The organism is Streptomyces sp. B1866 (genome assembly GCF_031932565.1).
Lineage (GTDB): Bacteria > Actinomycetota > Actinomycetes > Streptomycetales > Streptomycetaceae > Streptomyces.
Genome location: NZ_JAVSCF010000070.1, coordinates 8,558 through 25,172, shown reverse-complemented (window position 1 = coordinate 25,172; position 16,615 = coordinate 8,558). Strand labels below are relative to the sequence as shown.

Genomic DNA, 16,615 nt, shown 5'->3' with positions numbered 1-16,615 from the left:
GCCGCGGTCCCTGGGCAGCGGCCAGCGGCGGCGCACCACGAGCGCCAGCGCGGCCAGGGCCACCACCGAGCCGCCCGCGATGCCCAGCGCCGTCCACATCCCGCCGCCGCTGCCGCCCGACCGGGCCGAGGCCGCCGACCGCCCGCTGCCCGGGTCCGCCTTGCCGTCGTCGCCGCCCGCGCCCGTACGGCCCGGCTTGCCGTCGTCGCCCGCCGTGCCGCCGCCCGCCATGCCGTGCGACCCGTCCGCGCCGTCCGGGCCCGGCGGCACCAGGACGCCCACCGGCGTCACCCGGCCCGCCGCGGCGAAGCCCCAGTCCAGCAGGCGCGCGGCCTCGCGGTAGACCTCGTTGTGCTCCCTCTTGGCCGGGTTCATGACGGTGACCAGCAGCACCCGGTCGCCGCGCTGCGCGACGCCGGTGAAGGTGGATCCGGCGTTCGTGGTGGAGCCGTTCTTCACGCCCGCGAGGCCCGGGTACGGCTTCAGGTCGTAGTCGCCGGTGAGCAGGCGGTCGGTGTTCTGGATGTCGAAGTACTCGCGCTGGAGCTTGCCCTTCCTGTCCTTCTTCACCTCGCCCGGGAACCGGGCGTTCGCCGTCGAGCAGTACTCGCGGAAGTCGGCGTTCTGCAATCCCGCGCGGGCGAACAGCGTCAGGTCGTACGCGCTGCTGACCTGCCCCGGCTCGTCGTAGCCGTCGGGGCTGACGACGTGCGTGTCGTGCGCGTTCAGCTCGTCGGCGCGGCGCTGCATCTCCCGTACGGTCCTGGCCTTGCCGCCGTTCATCGCGGACAGCACGTGCACCGCGTCGTTGCCGGAGCGCAGGAAGACGCCCAGCCACAGGTCGTGCGCCGAGTAGGTGTAGTCCTCCTTGACGCCCACCAGGCTGCTGCCCGAGCCCATGCCCGCCAGGTCCGACGGCTGGACCTTGTGCGTGCGGCCGCGCGGCAGCTTCGGCAGCACGGTGTCGGCGAACAGCATCTTCAGGGTGCTGGCGGGCGGCAGCCGCCAGTGGGCGTTCTGCGCCGCCAGCACCTGCCCGGACTCGGCGTCAGCCACCAGCCAGGACCGGGCGGACAGGTCCCGGGGCAACGCGGGCGCCCCGAGCCCCGGCGCCACCTGCGGTCCCGACCGCCCCAGCTGTTCGCCGCCCACGGTGGACGTCGTGGCGGGCGGCGTGGCCGACGGACTCCCCGGGGGCGGCGCGGGCGTGGCCGTCGGCGACGCGGCGGCGAACGCGGGACCGGCGGGCGCGCCGGACAGCAGCAGCGCGGCACAGGCGGCGGTCGCCAGTACGGTGGTCCGGCGTCTGCCGACGGCGGGACCACAGCGCTCGCAGCGGGCTCGGGCGGGGAGTTCGGCAGAAGTCGGCACGACAGCGAACGTACAGCCCTACCATCAGTTCACCGACAAGGACCCCGGCCGCCGTACGCGCGTTGGCGGAAACCGGACCGGCGGCGCGGGCTCCTGACCCTCCTTCGGCCTGTGCCGCCGTCAGCCCGGCCAGACGCCCGTCAGCCGCCGGGTGGCGGTCGCGCCGCCGCGGTCCACGGCGGCCCTGACGCCGGCGAAGACGGCCCCCTGGAGGGCGGCGGCGAGCAGCACCTCGGGCCAGCGGCGCTCCTCGTCGGTGGCGCCGGGGGCGTCGTCCTCGTGGCCGAGCGCCTTCCAGATCCGCTTGAACACGGCCCCCGCCACGGCGCCGCTGACGGCGCCGAGCGCCAGGCCGACCGGCTTGTAGGCGATTTTCGCGGCTTTCACCAGGTCACCTCCGGGTGGTCGGGCACGGGTGCGCGAACGTCGCGCGCGGGTACGCGGACGTCGCGTACGGGCAGGTCGCCGCGGTCGCGGGCGGTCACCCGGCGTCCCGGCGGCGGGAGCGGCGGTAGGCCCTCCGCGCCTTCCTCGGCCACGCGCGCGTGTCGCGCGGCCGCACGTACGGCTCCTCCTTGGCCGGGTGGCCGCCGGCGATGGCGCGCTGCCGGGCCAGCTCGGCGTCGAACTCAAGACCGAGCAGGATGGCCAGGTTCGTGATCCACAGCCACACCAGGAAGACGATCACGGCGGCGAGGGTGCCGTAGGTGCGGTTGTACGAGCCGAAGTTCGCCACGTACAGCGCGAAGCCCCCGGACGCCAGCATCCACAGCGCCAGCGCCAGGAAACTGCCGGGCGTGATCCACCGGAAGCCGCGCCCGCGGACGTTCGGCGCGGCCCAGTACAGGATCGCGATCACGGTGGTGACCAGCAGCGCGAGCACCGGCCACTTGGCGATCGACCAGACGGCCAGGGTGGCGTCCCCGATGCCGAGCGCGGTCCCGGCCTGCCGGGCCACGGCGCCGGTGAACACCACGATCAGCGCGCTGGCCGTGGCCAGCACCATCAGCACCACCGTGACCGCCAGCCGCAGCGGCGTCACCTTCCACACCGGGCGGCCCTCGGCGATGTCGTACACGGCGTTCGCCGAGCGGATGAAGGCGGCCACGTAGCCGGAGGAGGACCACAGGGCCGCCAGCAGGCCGACGACCGCCAGCGCCGAGCCGGTGCCCGCGTTGCCCTGCAACTGCTGCACGGCGTCGGTGACGATCTGCCGGGCCGAGCCCGGGGTGAGCTGCCGGACGTTGTCCAGCACCTTGCGCGTCGTGGACTCCCCGGCCACCCCGAGCAGCGACACCAGCACCAGCAGCGCCGGGAACAGCGACAGCACGCCGTAGTAGGTCAGCGCGGCGGCCCGGTCGGTCAGCTCGTCGTCCTCGAACTCCGCGACCGTCCGGCGCAGCACCGGCCACCAGGCGCGCCTCGGCAGCTGGGCCGGCTCGTCGGGCTCGTCGCGCTCGACCCGCGGGGAGGGGCCGGGGCCGGTGGGCTCGCGGGCGCCCTCGGCCGCGCCGCCGGCCTCCCGCCCGTTCCCGTGCCCCTTCTCGCGCTCGTTCTCGTCCGGCGTGTCGCGTGCCGTTTCGCGGCCCGTCCCGTCGTGCGTCCCGTGGCCTGTCCCGTCGTGCGTCTCGTGCTCTGCCGCGTCCGGCTCCTCGTGCCGGTGGCCGTGGTGGCGGCCGGGCGTCCGTATTCTCGCCATACGGGCCGGGTTACCGCTTCGCCGCAGCCCAACCCCCGGTCCCGTCCCCCGTACGGGACCGGGTCGCCCGCGGTCACCGGCCCGCGGTCACCCGCCCGCCTCGGCGGGCTCGGCCGTCTGCCCGCTCTCCGGCTCGGTGAGGAACACGCCGAGCGCCAGCGCCGCCACCGGGATCGCGCACAGGATCCAGAGCACGCCCTGCGGCCCCCAGTGCTCGGCCGCCACGCCCAGCGCCGGGGCGATCAGCCCGCCGATGCTGACCGCGAGCCCCAGCGTGACGCCCGCGGCGGTGCCCGGCCGGGTGGGCAGGTAGTCCTGGCCCAGCTTGACCAGGACGGCGAAGGGGATGTTCAGCGCCACCCCGGCCAGCACCGCGAACACGAACGGCGCCACCGGCCCGGGCGCCAGCCGCAGCCCGAGCAGCGCGGGCACGGCCAGTACGCCGCCGAGCTGCACGGTGCGCACCAGGCCCAGCCGGTCCGCGATGCGGCCGCCCAGCAGCGTCCCGGCGACCCCGCCCAGCAGGAAGCCCGCCAGCGCCGCGCCCGCCGCGCCCCGGCCCGTGTGCAGGTGCCGGATCCAGAACAGCTCGATGAAGGTCAGCACGCCGAAGAAGGCGACCGACCGGACGGTCTCGATGGCGGTGAGCACCAGGAAGGGCGCCCACTGGTCGGTGCCGGCCCGCGCCGCGGACCGGGCGGCCGGCGGCCGGGGCCGGTGGCGCAGCAGCGCGACGCCGACGACGACGGCCGGGGGGATGAACACGGCCGTGGCCGTGACGCCCATGGCCACCAGCAGCGGCGTGGCCAGCACCGGCGCCAGGAGGAAGCCGACGCTGCCGCCCGCGGCGAACACGCTCATCGCGGCCGCGCTGTCCCCGGCCGCCGCGCGGGCCGCCTTGCCGGCCGCCGGGTGGAACATCGCCACGCCGATGCCGGAGAGCAGGATCAGCGCCCACACGGCCGGATACGGCTGGACCAGGCCGGACAGGCCCAGGCCCACCCCGGCGACCGCGACGCCCGCCCCGGCCAGCCAGCCGAGCCGGTAGCGGTCCACCGCCAGGCCGATGAACGGCTGGGGCACGGAGCTGCCCAGGGCGGCGGCCAGGGTGAGGCCGGCGGCGGCAACGTAGCCGTAGCCCCGGTCCAGCACGAAGTACGGCACGCAGGCCGGGACCAGGCCCTGGTACAGGTCGTCGACCGCGTGCGCGGTGCCCCACAGCCACATGCGCCGCCACGGGCCCGGGGACCGGGCGGGCGGGCCGGTGTGGGCGGGCGCAGGCGGCGGGCCCGCCGCCTGCGTCGTCTCGGTCATGGACGCGACTCCTCGCTGAGCGGAAGGGAAGAGGGAAGAGAGCTGCGGCGCACAGCGGGCGCCGGTGGCGGAAGCCGCGTACCAGCCTCCCGATTGACCGGGTCGGCGGGCTATCAATACCCTGCCGATCCATGTCGCCGATCCGCCAACCTGCCTGCAAGCCGGTCGAGGGCCCCTCCCGGGTGCCGCTGGCCGACCGGGAGCGCATCGACTGGCACTTCCACACCCACGGCCAGCTCATCTCGCCCGGCCGCGGCGTGCTGCGGATCTCCACGGCGGCGGGCGCGTGGATCGTGCCGCCGCAGCGTGCCGTGTGGATTCCGGCCCGCGTCCCGCACGCCCACCAGGCGCACGGGCCCACCGAGCTGCGCGCGCTGGTCTTCCCCGCCTCGGCCGACCCGCTGGGCGGCGGCCAGCCCGCGGTGCTGGCCGTGCCGCCGCTGCTGCGCGAGGTGATCGCCGCCCTGACCGGCGACCCGGGCCTGCCGCCCGCGCACCGGCGCAACCTGGAGCGCGTCGCCCTGGACCAGCTGCGCCGGGTCGAGGCGCTGCGGCTGTGCCTGCCCTACCCGGCCGACCCGAGGCTGCGGGACGTCGCCGCGATCCTCCAGGACGACCCGGCGGACTGCCGTACGCTCGCCCAGCTCGGGGCGGCGGTGGGCGCGGCCGAGCGGACCCTGAGCCGGCTGTTCCGCGCCGAGACCGGCATGACCTTCCCGCAGTGGCGCACGCAGCTGCGGCTGCACCACTCGCTCACCCTGCTGGCCTCCGGCGCCTCGGTCACCACGGCCGCCGCGGCCTGCGGCTACAGCGGCCCGAGCGCGTTCATCCAGGCGTTCCGCGCGGCCTTCGGGGTGACGCCGGGCGCGTACGGGCGCGACGGCGGCGACCAGGCCCGGGACCCGTCCGGCGCCCCCGGGGACGGGCGGCCCGCCGCCCAGGAGGCTACGGGCGCGAGGCCCGCGCCTGCGGGCTGACGGCCGCCGCCTCGGCCGCGCCCGCCCGCCCGAGGCCGTCCGTACCGCCCAGGCGGTCCGGCCCCTCGGTACCGGCCACAGCAGCCCCACCCGCCACACCGCCCGTACCCGCCGCGCCGTCCACCCGGTCCAGCGCGTCGTGCTCCTCCGGGCCGTCCGCGGCCGGCAGCGCCACCGTCACCGTCAGGCCCTCGCCCGGTGCGGTGGTCACCCGGACCGAGCCGCCGTGCGCCTCGGCCGCCGCCCGCACCAGGGCCATGCCCAGCCCGCTGCCGGCGGCCGTGCCCGCGCGGAAGAACCGGTCGAAGATGCGCTCGGCGTCCTCCGGCGCCAGGCCCGGGCCCCGGTCCGCGACCCGCAGCACGCCGTAGCCGCCCTCCCGGCGGGCCGACACGCGCACGGCGGCGTCGGCGGGGGTGTGCGTGCGGACGTTCGCCAGGAGGTTGCTGACCACCTGGTGCGGCGTGGTCTCGTCGGCCAGCACCAGGCACGCCTCCGCGAGGTCCAGCTCCACCGGCCGGCCGGGCTGCTGGGCGCGCAGGTCGGCCGCCGCGTCCCGGGCCGCCGCGGCCAGGTCCACCGGGCGGGGCCGCAGCCGGGGCCGCTGGTCGAGGCGGGCGAGGGCGAGGAGTTCGTCGACGAGGTGGGCCATCCGCTCGGCCTCCGCGCCCACCCGGGCCATGGCGCGGTCCCGCTCCTCCTCGCTCTCGTACATCCCCTTCTCGTACAGCTGGAGGTAGCCGCGGATGGCGGCCAGCGGGGTGCGCAGCTCGTGCGAGGCGTCGGCGACGAAGCGCCGCAGGTGCGCCGCGGCGTGCTCGCGGGCGCCGAAGGCCGTCTCGACCTGCTGGAGCATCGCGTTGAGCGCCGTGCGCAGCTGCTCGACCTCGCCGCTGGGGCGCAGCCGGGTCGGCGCCACCCGGCGCGAGAGGTTGAGCCCCTGCGCGCAGCCCTCGGCGATGGCGGAGGCGGTCTCGACCATGTCCTCCAGCGGGCGCAGCCGCCGCTTGGCGCCGCGGTAGGTGGCGACGCCCAGCAGGACCACCAGGACCGCGCCCACGCCCAGCACCGGGTAGACGGCCTTGTGCAGGGTCTGCTCCACCGGCGCGGTGGAGACGGCCAGCAGGATCACCCCCTGGCCCGCGAGGTCCACGGCCGTCACCCGGTAGCCGGTGCCCAGCGTGGTCACGTCCCGCAGGGCGCCGCCGCGGGCCAGCGCGGCGGCGTCCGGCACGGCGGCGGCCAGCGCCCGCTGCACCCCGTCCGGCGGCAGGCCCGCCAGCGGCCGGGCCGTGCCGTCCGCGCCGACCGAGACGAACACCGTACGGGTCGTGCCGCTGCGGACGCGCAGCTCGCCGCCGAGGTGCGCGACCTCGGCCGGGTCCGCGACGGTCCGGTCGGACAGCCCCGAGTGGCGCAGGGCGTCGCGGGCGGCGGTCAGCTCCTCGTCGATGTCGGCGCGCATGTAGTGCTGGACGGCGAAGGTGCACAGCGCGCAGGCCACCACGATGCCGACCGTGAGCACGGTGATGCTGCTCAGGGTCAGCTTGACGCGCAGCGTGGGGTGCCGGTGCGGCCGCCCGCGCGCGCAGCCGCGGCAGGCGGTGAGGAGCCCGCGGCGCGCCGCCGCGCGGCGCTTCACGCCGGTTCCGGCGGCCGCAGGCCGTAGCCCACGCCGCGCCGGGTCCGTATCAGCGGCGGGCCCAGCGGGTCCAGCTTGCGCCGCAGATAGCTGATGTAGGTCTCCACGACGGTGGACTCCACGGCGTGCTCGTAGCGCCACACCTGCCGCAGCAGCTGCTCCTTGGGCACGATCCGGTCCGCGTGCCGCACCAGGTGCCGCAGCAGCGCGAACTCGGTCGGGGTCAGGTCCGCCGTGCGCCCGCCGCGCCGCACCGTGTACGTCGCCTCGTCCAGCTCCAGGTCGCCGTGGCGCAGCACCGGCGGGCGGGGCGGCGCGGCACTGCCGGCGGTCCGGGCCGGGCGGGTGCGGCGCAGCACGGCCCGGATCCGGGCCACCACCTCGTCCACCTGGAAGGGCTTGGTGATGTAGTCGTCGCCGCCCAGGCCCAGGCCGGTGACCACGTCGGCGGGCGCGTCGCGGGCGGTGAGGAACACCACGGCCGTCTCGGGCAGCTCGGCGCGCAGCACCTGGCACACCTGCCGCCCGTCGCCGTCGGGCAGGGCGATGTCGAGCAGCACCGCGTCCGGGCGCAGCTCGCGGGCCAGCGCGACGGCCTGCCGCGCGCCGGTCGCGGTCGCCACCGCGAAGCCGTGGAAGCGCAGCGTGATGGCCAGCACGTCGGCGATGCTCGGCTCGTCCTCCACGACCAGCACGGCCGGCCGGTCCGGCCCGCGCCGCGCGGCCGGCTCTGCCGTGCCGGGCGCGCCGGCCGCCGTGCCGTGCGGGGCGGCCGGGGCGGCGGGCCCGCGTCCCTGGGTGTCCGCGGCAGTCATGCCCCCCAGTATCGGCCCGGAAAGGCGGCGGATTCCGGAAAAGTCTTGGAGCTTCCTGAGAGTCCGCTGTCTCCCGGCCGCCGGCGGGCGGCCGCGGGTGAGGCTGTCCCCAGCACGTGGGGGGATCGACGGAACGACAAGGAGCACGGCGTTATGACGGGGTGGGCACGGTGGTGTCTCAGACACCGGCTGGTGGTTCTCGTGCTGTGGGTGGCGGCGCTGTTCGGCAGCGCGGTGGCCAGCGGGGCGCTGGGCAGCGCGTACTCCAACGTCTTCAGCCTGCCGGGGACGGAGTCCTCGCGGGCCATGGACCGGATGGAGAAGGCGCTGCCGCAGCGCGCGGGCGACACCGACACCATCGTGTGGGAGGTCGCCGAGGGCCGGACCGTGCGCGACCCGGACGTGGTGCGCCGCATGTCGGCGGCGCTCGCCGACATCCGCCGCATGCCGGACGTGGGCACGGTCGTCAGCCCGTACGAACCGGACGGCGCGGCCCAGGTCAGCCGGGACCGGCGGATCGCCTACGCCGAGATCACCTTCACCAAGCAGGCGTTCGAGCTGAAGATCCCCAACACCGAGAAGGTCGTGGACCGGGCCGAGGCGGCCCGCGCCGACGGCCTGAAGGTGGAACTCGGCGGCCAGGCCATCGAGCAGACCCAGTCCCCGCCGGCCGGCCTGTCGGAGGGCGTGGGCATCATCGCCGCGGCCATCGTGCTCTTCCTCGCCTTCGGGTCGCTGTTCGCCATGCTGCTGCCGCTGCTCAACGCGGTCTTCGCGGTGGGCACCGGCCTGTCGGTGGTGGTGCTGCTCAGCCACGTCACCGACCTGCCGGACGTGGCGCCGCTGCTCGGCAGCCTGATCGGCCTGGGCGTGGGCATCGACTACGCGCTGTTCATCGTCACCCGGCACCGTAAGGGCGTCCGCGCGGGCCTGCCGCCGGCCGAGTCGGCCGTGCGGGCGCTGGACACCTCGGGGCGCGCGGTGCTGTTCGCGGGCGGCACGGTGTGCATCGCACTGCTGGCCATGTTCTCGCTCGACATGGGCTTCCTGGACGGCATAGCCATCGCCACGACGGTGACCACGCTGCTGAGCGTGCTGGCGGCGATCACCCTGCTGCCCGCCATGTTCGGCTTCCTGGGCACCCGGGTGCTCAGCCGCCGGGAGCGGCGCGCGCTGGCCGCCGAACAGGCCGGGCAGCCCGGGCAGCCCGTACGGGCCGGGTCGCCGGACGCGCCCAGCGGCGCCGCGCTGCGCTGGTCGGCGTTCGTGGAGCGGCGGCCCAGGCTGCTGGGGGGCGTGGCGGTGCTGCTCATGGCCGCGCTCGCCCTGCCCACCCTGTCCCTGCGCCTGGGCACCAACGACCAGGGCAACCAGCGCGAGTCGACCACCATGCGCCAGGCGTACGACCTGCTGGCGGAGGGCTTCGGACCCGGCTTCAACGGGCCGCTGCTGATGGTCGCCGACGTGCCGGGCGGCGAGCCGGACCGGCGGGCGCTGGACGGCCTGGTGACCAGGGTGCGCGCCACGGAGGGCGTGGCCCGCGCGGCCGTGGTCCCGCTGCCGTCCGGCGCCGGCGGCCCGGCGGCGGACACCGCCGTCGTGCAGGTGGTGCCCACCACCTCGCCGCAGGACGCGAAGACCGACCGGCTGATCGACCGGCTGCGCGACGACGTCGTGCCCGCCGCGGAGCGGGGCACCACCCTCCGGGTCGACGTCGGCGGCGTCACGGCCACGCAGAAGGACTTCGCCGCGGTCATCGGCGACCGGCTGCCGCCGTTCATCGCGCTGATCGTGGGCCTCGGCGCGCTGCTGCTGCTCGTCGCCTTCCGCAGCGTGGTGGTGCCGCTCACGGCCGCGCTGATGAACCTGCTCGCCGCCGCCGCCTCGTTCGGCGTGCTGGTGGCGATCTTCCAGTGGGGCTGGGGCATGGACCTGCTGGGCCTGGGCAAGGAGGGGCCGATCCTGTCCTTCCTGCCGGTGATCATGCTGCCGCTGCTGTTCGGCCTGTCCATGGACTACCAGGTGTTCCTGGTCAGCCGGATGCACGAGGAGTGGGTGCACACCAAGGACAACGCGCGCGCGGTCAAGGCCGGACTCGCCGACACCGGCCGGGTCATCAACTGCGCGGCCCTGATCATGATCTGCGTGTTCAGCTCCTTCATCCTCAGCGGCGACCCGGGCGGCGTGATGGCGGGCATCGGCCTGGCGGGCGCGGTGGCGCTCGACGCGTTCATCCTGCGCATGATCCTGGTCCCGGCCCTCATGCACGTCATCGGCCGCGCCAACTGGTGGCTGCCGGACTGGCTGGACCGGCGGCTGCCGCACCTGGCCGTCGACCCGCCGGACGAGCCCTACGGGCCTGCTCGCGGCGCCGGAGAGGACCGGGAGCTGGTGGCGGAACGCTGAAAATCTGTGGTTGAGTGTTTGACTTCGCCGGACGGGTGTGCGAAATCTGCTGTCGACACCCAATGGGGGTCGCGAAGTCATGAGGGAGCACCGAATGCGGTTGGCCGCCAACCGGGCCGTCGTCCGGTCCGTCATAGTGGGCCTGGTGCTGGCCGTCGCCGTGGCGGTCGGCTACCAGCTCATCTCCTCGGCGGACGACGGCGGCGGGCCGATCCGCGTGGGGACCACCGACCGGGTCACCGCGCTGGATCCGGCCGGGGCGTACGACAGCGGATCGTGGGCGCTGTACAGCAACGTCTACCAGTCGCTGCTCACCTTCGACCCCGGGGCCACCCAGCCGCGGCCGGACGCCGCGCGGGCGTGCGCCTTCCAGGGCGCGGACCTGACGGTCTACGTGTGCCGGCTGCGGCCGGGCCTGCGGTTCGCGGGCGGCCGCCCCATCACCGCCGAGGACGTCAAGTACTCCTTCGACCGGGTCCGCCGGATCAACGATCCGCGCGGGCCCGCTCCGCTGTTCGACACCCTGGCTCAGGTGCGCGCCGACGGGCCGGACAAGGTCGTCTTCACGCTCCGCACGCCGGACGCCACCTTCCCGTTCAAGATCGCCACCGGTGCCGGGTCGATCGTGGACCGCGACACCTACCCCGCCGACCACCTGCACGCCGGCGACGGCGTGACCGGCTCCGGGCCGTACGTCCTGAAGAGCTACCAGCCGGACGACCGCGCCGAGCTGCGGCCCAACCGCCACTACCGGGGCGCCGTCACGGACGTCGGCGGGCCGGTGACCATCCGCTACTTCCGCGAGTCCGCGGACCTCAGCGGCGCCTGGCGGCGCAAGGAGCTGGACGTGGTCGGCCGCGGCATGCCGCCGTCGGAGATGGCGGCCCTCAAGCCCGGCCAGGACGGCATCACGATCATGGAGAGCGCCGGCGCCACCACGCACAGCCTCGTGTTCAACACGCGCGAGAAGTCGGCCGCCCGGGACGTGGCCGTACGCCGCGCGGTCGCCGCCGTCGTGGACCGCGACGCCCTCGCGCGCGACGTCTACCGGCGCACGGTCGAGCCCCTGTACTCCGTCGTCCCGCAGGGCATCACCGGCCACACCACCCCCTTCTACGACCGTTACCCCGAGCCCGACCGGGCCACGGCCCGCGCCCTGCTGCTCGCCACCGGGCAGACCCTCCCGGTCCGGCTCTCCCTCGGCTACGCGCACGGCGAGGTGGCCAAGCGGGAGACCGAGGAGCTGCGGCGGCAGCTGGAGGCGACCGGCCTGTTCACGGTGCGGACGGTGGAGCACGAGTGGGGCGAGTTCCAGAGCGGGTTCGCCAAGGGCGAGTACGACGCCTTCCTGGTCAGCTGGGTCGCGGACTTCCCCGACCCGGACACCTTCGTCGCCGCCCAGATGGGCTCGGGCAGCAGCTGGCACAACGGCTACCAGGACGAGGAGGTGGACGAGCTGATCCAGGACACCCAGCGGCAGTCCAACCGGGCCGCGGCCGTCGGCGACTTCCGCACCCTCCAGCAGATCGCCGCCCGGGACGTGCCGCTGCTCCCGCTGTGGCAGCGCAAGACGCAGGTGCTCAGCACCGACTCCATCGCCGGGACGCAGTACCTGTCGGACGGCACCGGCACGTGGCGGCTGTGGCGGCTGTCCCGGCTGTGACCGGCCGCGCGGGCCCGGCCGGGACGCGGCCGTATCACCCCTTCGGGTGACGTGCTGGCGGCGGGCCCGGCGGCGGGAGTACGGTCACGCCACCGCCGCGGCCGGAAGGCCCGGCGGACGGGGGCGATCCGCGCGGACCAGCGGCCCGCCGGCCCCCGCGGGACCACCACGGAACAGGGCCAGGGCACGGGACCACCACGGGACCGGGCCACGGCGCGGGACCACCACGGAAGAGGGCCACGGCCCCAGGCGCCGGGAGGGCGGGCGCGGCATGGAACACCCGGAGCGGCAGCCGGCGAGCGGCGGCCGGCCCCTGCTCTGCCCGGGCCCGCACCTCGCGTGCCAGGGCTGCGCCGGCCGGGCCCTGGTGCCCGGCGACGTGCTGCACGTCGACGACCGGGGTCAGGCCGGATGCCTGCCCGGCAGCCACGCCTGCCGGCACTGCCGCGGGCGCGGCTTCTTCTGCGCCCGCACGCCCGCCTGCCGGGGCGCCCACTTCGCGGACACCCCCGCCTTCGGCCCGTTCGCCTTCCCGCCGGTGTGACACCCGGCCGGTGCGGCACCCCGGCGCGCCCGGCCGAACGACCGCCGCACCCCGGAGCCCGGCGCGCCCCCGGCCCGCCGCGCCCCGGCCCGCCGCGCACCGGCTCAGCACCGCCGCGTCACCAGGGCCCGCTTCACCTCCGCGATCGCCTTCGTCACCTCGATGCCGCGCGGGCACGCCTCCGTGCAGTTGAAGGTCGTACGGCAGCGCCACACGCCCTCCCGGTCGTTCAGGACCTCAAGGCGCCGCTCCGCGCCCTCGTCGCGCGAGTCGAAGATGAAGCGGTGCGCGTTCACGATGGCGGCCGGGCCGAAGTACTGGCCGTCGTTCCAGTAGACCGGGCAGGAGGTGGTGCAGGCGGCGCACAGGATGCACTTAGTGGTGTCGTCGTAGCGCGCGCGCTGCGCCGGGGACTGGCGGCGCTCGCGCGTGGGCTCGTTGCCGGTGGTGATCAGGAAGGGCAGCACGTCGCGGTACGCCTGGAAGAACGGCTCCATGTCCACGACCAGGTCCTTCAGCACCGCCAGGCCCTTGATCGGCTCAATGGTCACCGGCCGGCCCGGGTCGAGGTCCTTGATCAGCGTCTTGCACGCCAGCCGGTTGCGGCCGTTGACCCGGACCGCGTCCGAGCCGCACACGCCGTGCGCGCAGGAGCGGCGGAAGGTCAGCGTGCCGTCCAGGTCCCACTTGATGGCGTGCAGGCCGTCCAGCACCCGCTCCCGGGGGTCGATGGCCAGGGTGAAGTCCTGCCAGTACGCCCGGTCGCCCGCCTCCGGGTCGAAGCGGCGGACGCGGAAGGTCACGTCGGTGAGGTGGCTGACCCCGGGCTCCGGGGTGGCGGGCGTGGACGTCGGCGCTGGTGTCGCGGCGGTCATCAGTACGTACGCTCCATCGGCTCGTAGCGGGTGCGCACCACCGGCTTGTAGTCCAGCCGGACCGTCTCCGTGCCGTCCGCGCCGACCTCGCGGTAGGCCATGGTGTGCCGCATGAAGTTCACGTCGTCGCGGTGCGGGTGGTCCTCGCGGTAGTGGCCGCCGCGCGACTCCGTGCGGGCCAGCGCGCACACGGCCGTCACCTCGGCCAGCACCAGCAGGTTGCCCAGCTCCACGGCCTCCAGCAGGTCGGTGTTGAACCGCCGGCCCCGGTCCTGGAGCCCGATGTCGGCGTACCGCTCGCGCAGCCGGCCGATCTCGGCCACCGCCTCCTTGAGCGTCTGCTCGGTGCGGAAGACCATCACGTTGCGGTCCATCGTCTCCTGAAGCGCCCGGCGCACGTCCGCCACCCGCTGCCCGCCCGTGGACCCGCGCAGCCCCGCCACCTGCGCGCGCACGAACCCGGCCGGGTCCTCGGGCAGGTCCACGTGGTCGTGCCCGGCGGCGTACGCGGCGGCGGCCAGGCCCGCGCGGCGGCCGAAGACGTTGATGTCCAGCAGCGAGTTGGTGCCCAGCCGGTTCGCACCGTGCACCGACACGCACGCCACCTCGCCCGCCGCGTACAGCCCCGGCACCACCGTGGTGTTGTCGGCCAGCACCTCGCCGTGCACGGTCGTCGGGATGCCGCCCATGGCGTAGTGCGCGGTGGGCTGGATGGGGACCGGGTCGGTGTACGGCTCGATCCCCAGGTACGTGCGGGCGAACTCGGTGATGTCCGGCAGCTTGGCGTCCAGCTGCTCGGGCGGCAGGTGGGTCAGGTCCAGGTGCACGTGGTCGCCGTCCGGCCCGCAGCCGCGGCCCGCGCGGATCTCGGTGTAGATCGCGCGGGAGACCACGTCGCGCGAGGCGAGGTCCTTCATCACCGGCGCGTACCGCTCCATGAAGCGCTCGCCGTCCTTGTTGCGCAGGATGCCGCCCTCGCCGCGCGCGCCCTCGGTCAGCAGGATGCCCATGCGCCAGATGCCGGTCGGGTGGAACTGGAAGAACTCCATGTCCTCCAGCGGCAGCCCGCGCCGGTAGGCCACCGCCTGGCCGTCGCCGGTCAGGGTGTGCGCGTTGGACGTCACCTTGTAGAACCGGCCGCAGCCGCCGGACGCGAAGACCACCGCCTTGGCCTGGAAGACGTGCAGGCCGCCGGTCGCCAGCTCGTAGGCGACCACGCCCGCGGTGCGCGGCGGGCCGCCGCCGGGGCTCTCGCGCAGCAGCAGGTCCAGCACGTAGAACTCGTCGAAGAACTCCACGCCCTCCTTCACGCAGTTCTGGTACAGCGTCTGGAGGATCATGTGGCCGGTGCGGTCCGAGGCGTAGCAGGACCGGCGCACCGGCGCCTCGCCGTGGCGCCGGCTGTGCCCGCCGAACCGGCGCTGGTCGATGGCCCCCTCCGGCGTGCGGTTGAACGGCAGGCCCATCCGCTCCAGCTCCAGCACGGAGTCGATGGCCTCCTTCGCCAGGATCTCGGCGGCGTCCTGGTCGACCAGGTAGTCACCGCCCTTGACGGTGTCGAAGGTGTGCCACTCCCAGCTGTCCTCCTCCACGTTGGCCAGCGCGGCGGCCATGCCGCCCTGCGCGGCGCCGGTGTGCGAGCGGGTGGGGTAGAGCTTGGTGAGCACCGCCGTGCGGCTGCGGCCGGTGGCGGCCAGGGCCGCGCGCAGCCCGGCGCCGCCCGCGCCGACGATGACGGTGTCGTAGCGGTGGGTGGTCACGGGCGGTTCCATGGCTCCTCTTTCGCCGGTCTCTAGGGCGTGTCGTGTGGATCAGGGCGGGCTCGCGACGCCCGGCACTCCCCCAGCTACCGCTGGGGGTGCCCCCGCCCCCGGCTACCGCTGGGAGGTGCCCCCTGCGCTCTCCTCCTCCGCCTTGCAGCCGGGGGGTACCTCCCAGCGGTAGCTGGGGGAGCACCGGACGCCGCTCCCTGATCCACCCTGTTCCACCAGACACGCCCTAGCCGATGTCCGGGTCGAAGGTGAGGATCACCAGGCTGCCCAGGACGGTGGTGAACGCGGTGGCCGTGTACAGCAGGGCCTTCAGCCACAGGCGTACGGCGTCCCGCTCGGCGTAGTCGTTGACGACCGTGCGCAGCCCGTTCGCACCGTGCAGGGTCGCCAGCCACAGCAGGAACAGGTCCCACGTCTGCCACACCGGCGACTTCCACCGGTCGGCCACGAAGGCGAAGTCGATCCGCTGCACGCCGTCGCCGAGCACGAGCTGGATCAGCAGGTGCCCGAGGACGAGCAGCACGAGCAGCACGCCGGACAGCCGCATGAACAGCCAGGCGTACATCTCGAAGTTGCCGCGGGTGGCCGCGGGCGTGCCCGCCCGGCGGGCCCGCGGCGGCTCGATCACGGGCGCGGGGTGGTCGGCGTCGTGCGGGCCGTGCGGGCGGGCCGCGCCGGGCGGCGGGGTGGCGGTCCCGGTCATCGGTCAGCCCCCGGCCAGCCGGTGCAGGGTGTGCCGCAGGACGGGGTAGAAGCCGGCGAGCATCAGCGCGGCCCACACGCCCAGCGCCGCCCACAGCATCCGCCGCTGGTGGCGGGCGCCCTGCGCCCACAGGTCCACGGCGGCCACCCGCAGGCCGTTGAGCGCGTGGAAGAGGATGGCGGCGACCAGGCCGTACTCCATCACGTTGACGACCGGGTGCTTGTACGTGGCGACCACGTCGTCGTACGCGTCGGGCGAGACGCGTACCAGCGAGGTGTCCAGGACGTGCACGAACAGGAAGAAGAAGATCAGCACGCCGGTGACCCGGTGCGCCACCCAGGACCACATGCCCTCCCGCCCGCGGTAGAGCGTTCCAGCCGGCACGGTCGACTCCTCGGGGACGTCGGAAGGCCCGCCGGGCCCCGGGCCGGGCCCCGGCCCGGGGGAGGACGGGCGGCGGGCGGCGGGGCCGCGCCGCGTCCGGCCGCCCCCGAGCGGGCCTTACGGACCGTCAGGCCGACCGAACGCCTCAAATGTAGATGATCCGCCCTCGGGTGAGTAAATGTCTGTAAGCCGGACGAGTCGCTCGCGTGTCAGCCGCCGCAGCTCGCGCGCCGCCACGGCCCGCTCCTCCTCCGGGCCGTGCCGCAGCCGGGCGCGGAGCGCGGCCAGCGCCCGGCCGGGCGCCTCGTCGGCGCGGCAGCCGTCCAGGCAGACCACGAAGGCGTGGCCGAAGCGGCGCTCGTAGGCGGCGACGGCGGCGGCGGGGGAGGCGGCGCGGGCCGTCCGTGCCTGGTCCGCGCCGCCGCCGCGCGCGGGGAGCGCGCGGGGGCC

15 protein-coding genes are annotated in these 16,615 nt (G+C 75.3%); 4 read left to right on the top strand and 11 right to left on the bottom strand.

Annotated elements, in window-relative coordinates; all coding sequences use genetic code 11:
- From RKE29_RS12510 to RKE29_RS12495, 4 genes are all read right to left on the bottom strand, one after another.
- Positions 1 to 1,290: D-alanyl-D-alanine carboxypeptidase family protein (locus RKE29_RS12510; RefSeq protein ID WP_369016037.1), on the bottom strand; the 1,290-nt coding region annotated here is incomplete at its 3' end.
- 201 nt (positions 1,291 to 1,491) lie between these two features.
- On the bottom strand, positions 1,492 to 1,758 hold the full coding sequence (locus RKE29_RS12505; protein ID WP_312005263.1) for a DUF4235 domain-containing protein: 267 nt from the start codon (positions 1,756 to 1,758) through the stop codon (positions 1,492 to 1,494).
- Between the two features lie 94 nt (positions 1,759 to 1,852).
- Positions 1,853 to 3,070 carry a YihY/virulence factor BrkB family protein gene (locus tag RKE29_RS12500; protein WP_312005262.1) on the bottom strand — a complete coding sequence of 406 codons (1,218 nt, stop codon included), beginning with the start codon at positions 3,068 to 3,070 and terminating at the stop codon, positions 1,853 to 1,855.
- An 87-nt stretch (positions 3,071 to 3,157) separates the two neighbouring features.
- Entirely contained in the window at positions 3,158 to 4,384 is a 1,227-nt protein-coding gene (locus RKE29_RS12495) for an MFS transporter (RefSeq protein ID WP_312005261.1), read from the bottom strand.
- Between the two features lie 131 nt (positions 4,385 to 4,515).
- On the opposite strand from RKE29_RS12495, the gene RKE29_RS12490 reads away from it, so the two are divergent.
- On the top strand, positions 4,516 to 5,361 hold the full coding sequence (locus RKE29_RS12490; RefSeq protein WP_312005260.1) for a helix-turn-helix transcriptional regulator: 846 nt from the start codon (positions 4,516 to 4,518) through the stop codon (positions 5,359 to 5,361).
- On the opposite strand, the gene RKE29_RS12485 is transcribed toward RKE29_RS12490, so the two are convergent.
- Both RKE29_RS12485 and RKE29_RS12480 read right to left on the bottom strand, forming a co-directional pair.
- On the bottom strand, positions 5,330 to 7,003 hold the full coding sequence (locus RKE29_RS12485) for a HAMP domain-containing sensor histidine kinase (protein ID WP_312005259.1): 1,674 nt from the start codon (positions 7,001 to 7,003) through the stop codon (positions 5,330 to 5,332). The genes RKE29_RS12490 and RKE29_RS12485 overlap by 32 nt on opposite strands.
- Complete coding sequence (locus tag RKE29_RS12480) at positions 7,000 to 7,818, bottom strand: response regulator transcription factor (protein ID WP_312005258.1); 819 nt, start codon at positions 7,816 to 7,818, stop codon at positions 7,000 to 7,002. Before RKE29_RS12480 ends, RKE29_RS12485 begins: the two co-directional genes overlap by 4 nt.
- A gap of 153 nt (positions 7,819 to 7,971) precedes the next feature.
- Here RKE29_RS12480 and RKE29_RS12475 point away from each other — a divergent pair, with 153 nt between their 5' ends.
- The 3 genes from RKE29_RS12475 (at position 7,972) to RKE29_RS12465 (ending at position 12,431) form a co-directional block, all read left to right on the top strand.
- Positions 7,972 to 10,224 carry an MMPL family transporter gene (locus RKE29_RS12475; RefSeq protein ID WP_312005257.1) on the top strand — a complete coding sequence of 751 codons (2,253 nt, stop codon included), beginning with the start codon at positions 7,972 to 7,974 and terminating at the stop codon, positions 10,222 to 10,224.
- A 94-nt stretch (positions 10,225 to 10,318) separates the two neighbouring features.
- Complete coding sequence (locus tag RKE29_RS12470) at positions 10,319 to 11,887, top strand: ABC transporter substrate-binding protein (protein ID WP_312005256.1); 1,569 nt, start codon at positions 10,319 to 10,321, stop codon at positions 11,885 to 11,887.
- A 271-nt stretch (positions 11,888 to 12,158) separates the two neighbouring features.
- Positions 12,159 to 12,431 (top strand): hypothetical protein, encoded by a 273-nt coding sequence (locus RKE29_RS12465; RefSeq protein ID WP_312005255.1) that lies wholly within the window; start codon positions 12,159 to 12,161, stop codon positions 12,429 to 12,431.
- Positions 12,432 to 12,535: 104 nt separating this feature from the next.
- Here the strand turns inward: RKE29_RS12465 and RKE29_RS12460 are convergent, their stop codons facing one another.
- The 5 genes from RKE29_RS12460 to RKE29_RS12440 all read right to left on the bottom strand — a co-directional run.
- Positions 12,536 to 13,306 carry a succinate dehydrogenase iron-sulfur subunit gene (locus tag RKE29_RS12460; protein WP_312005254.1) on the bottom strand — a complete coding sequence of 257 codons (771 nt, stop codon included), beginning with the start codon at positions 13,304 to 13,306 and terminating at the stop codon, positions 12,536 to 12,538.
- Positions 13,306 to 15,066, bottom strand: coding sequence for a succinate dehydrogenase flavoprotein subunit (gene sdhA, locus RKE29_RS12455; RefSeq protein WP_312005264.1), 1,761 nt, complete (start codon positions 15,064 to 15,066; stop codon positions 13,306 to 13,308). The genes RKE29_RS12460 and sdhA overlap by 1 nt, the downstream gene beginning before the upstream one ends.
- Positions 15,067 to 15,304: 238 nt before the next feature.
- Positions 15,305 to 15,781, bottom strand: coding sequence for a succinate dehydrogenase hydrophobic membrane anchor subunit (locus RKE29_RS12450; RefSeq protein ID WP_312005253.1), 477 nt, complete (start codon positions 15,779 to 15,781; stop codon positions 15,305 to 15,307).
- A gap of 3 nt (positions 15,782 to 15,784) precedes the next feature.
- Positions 15,785 to 16,165, bottom strand: coding sequence for a succinate dehydrogenase, cytochrome b556 subunit (gene sdhC / locus RKE29_RS12445; RefSeq protein ID WP_312005252.1), 381 nt, complete (start codon positions 16,163 to 16,165; stop codon positions 15,785 to 15,787).
- Between the two features lie 117 nt (positions 16,166 to 16,282).
- Positions 16,283 to 16,615, bottom strand: a 333-nt coding sequence (locus RKE29_RS12440; protein ID WP_312005251.1) for a 2-oxo-4-hydroxy-4-carboxy-5-ureidoimidazoline decarboxylase, incomplete at its 5' end; no start/stop codon positions are given.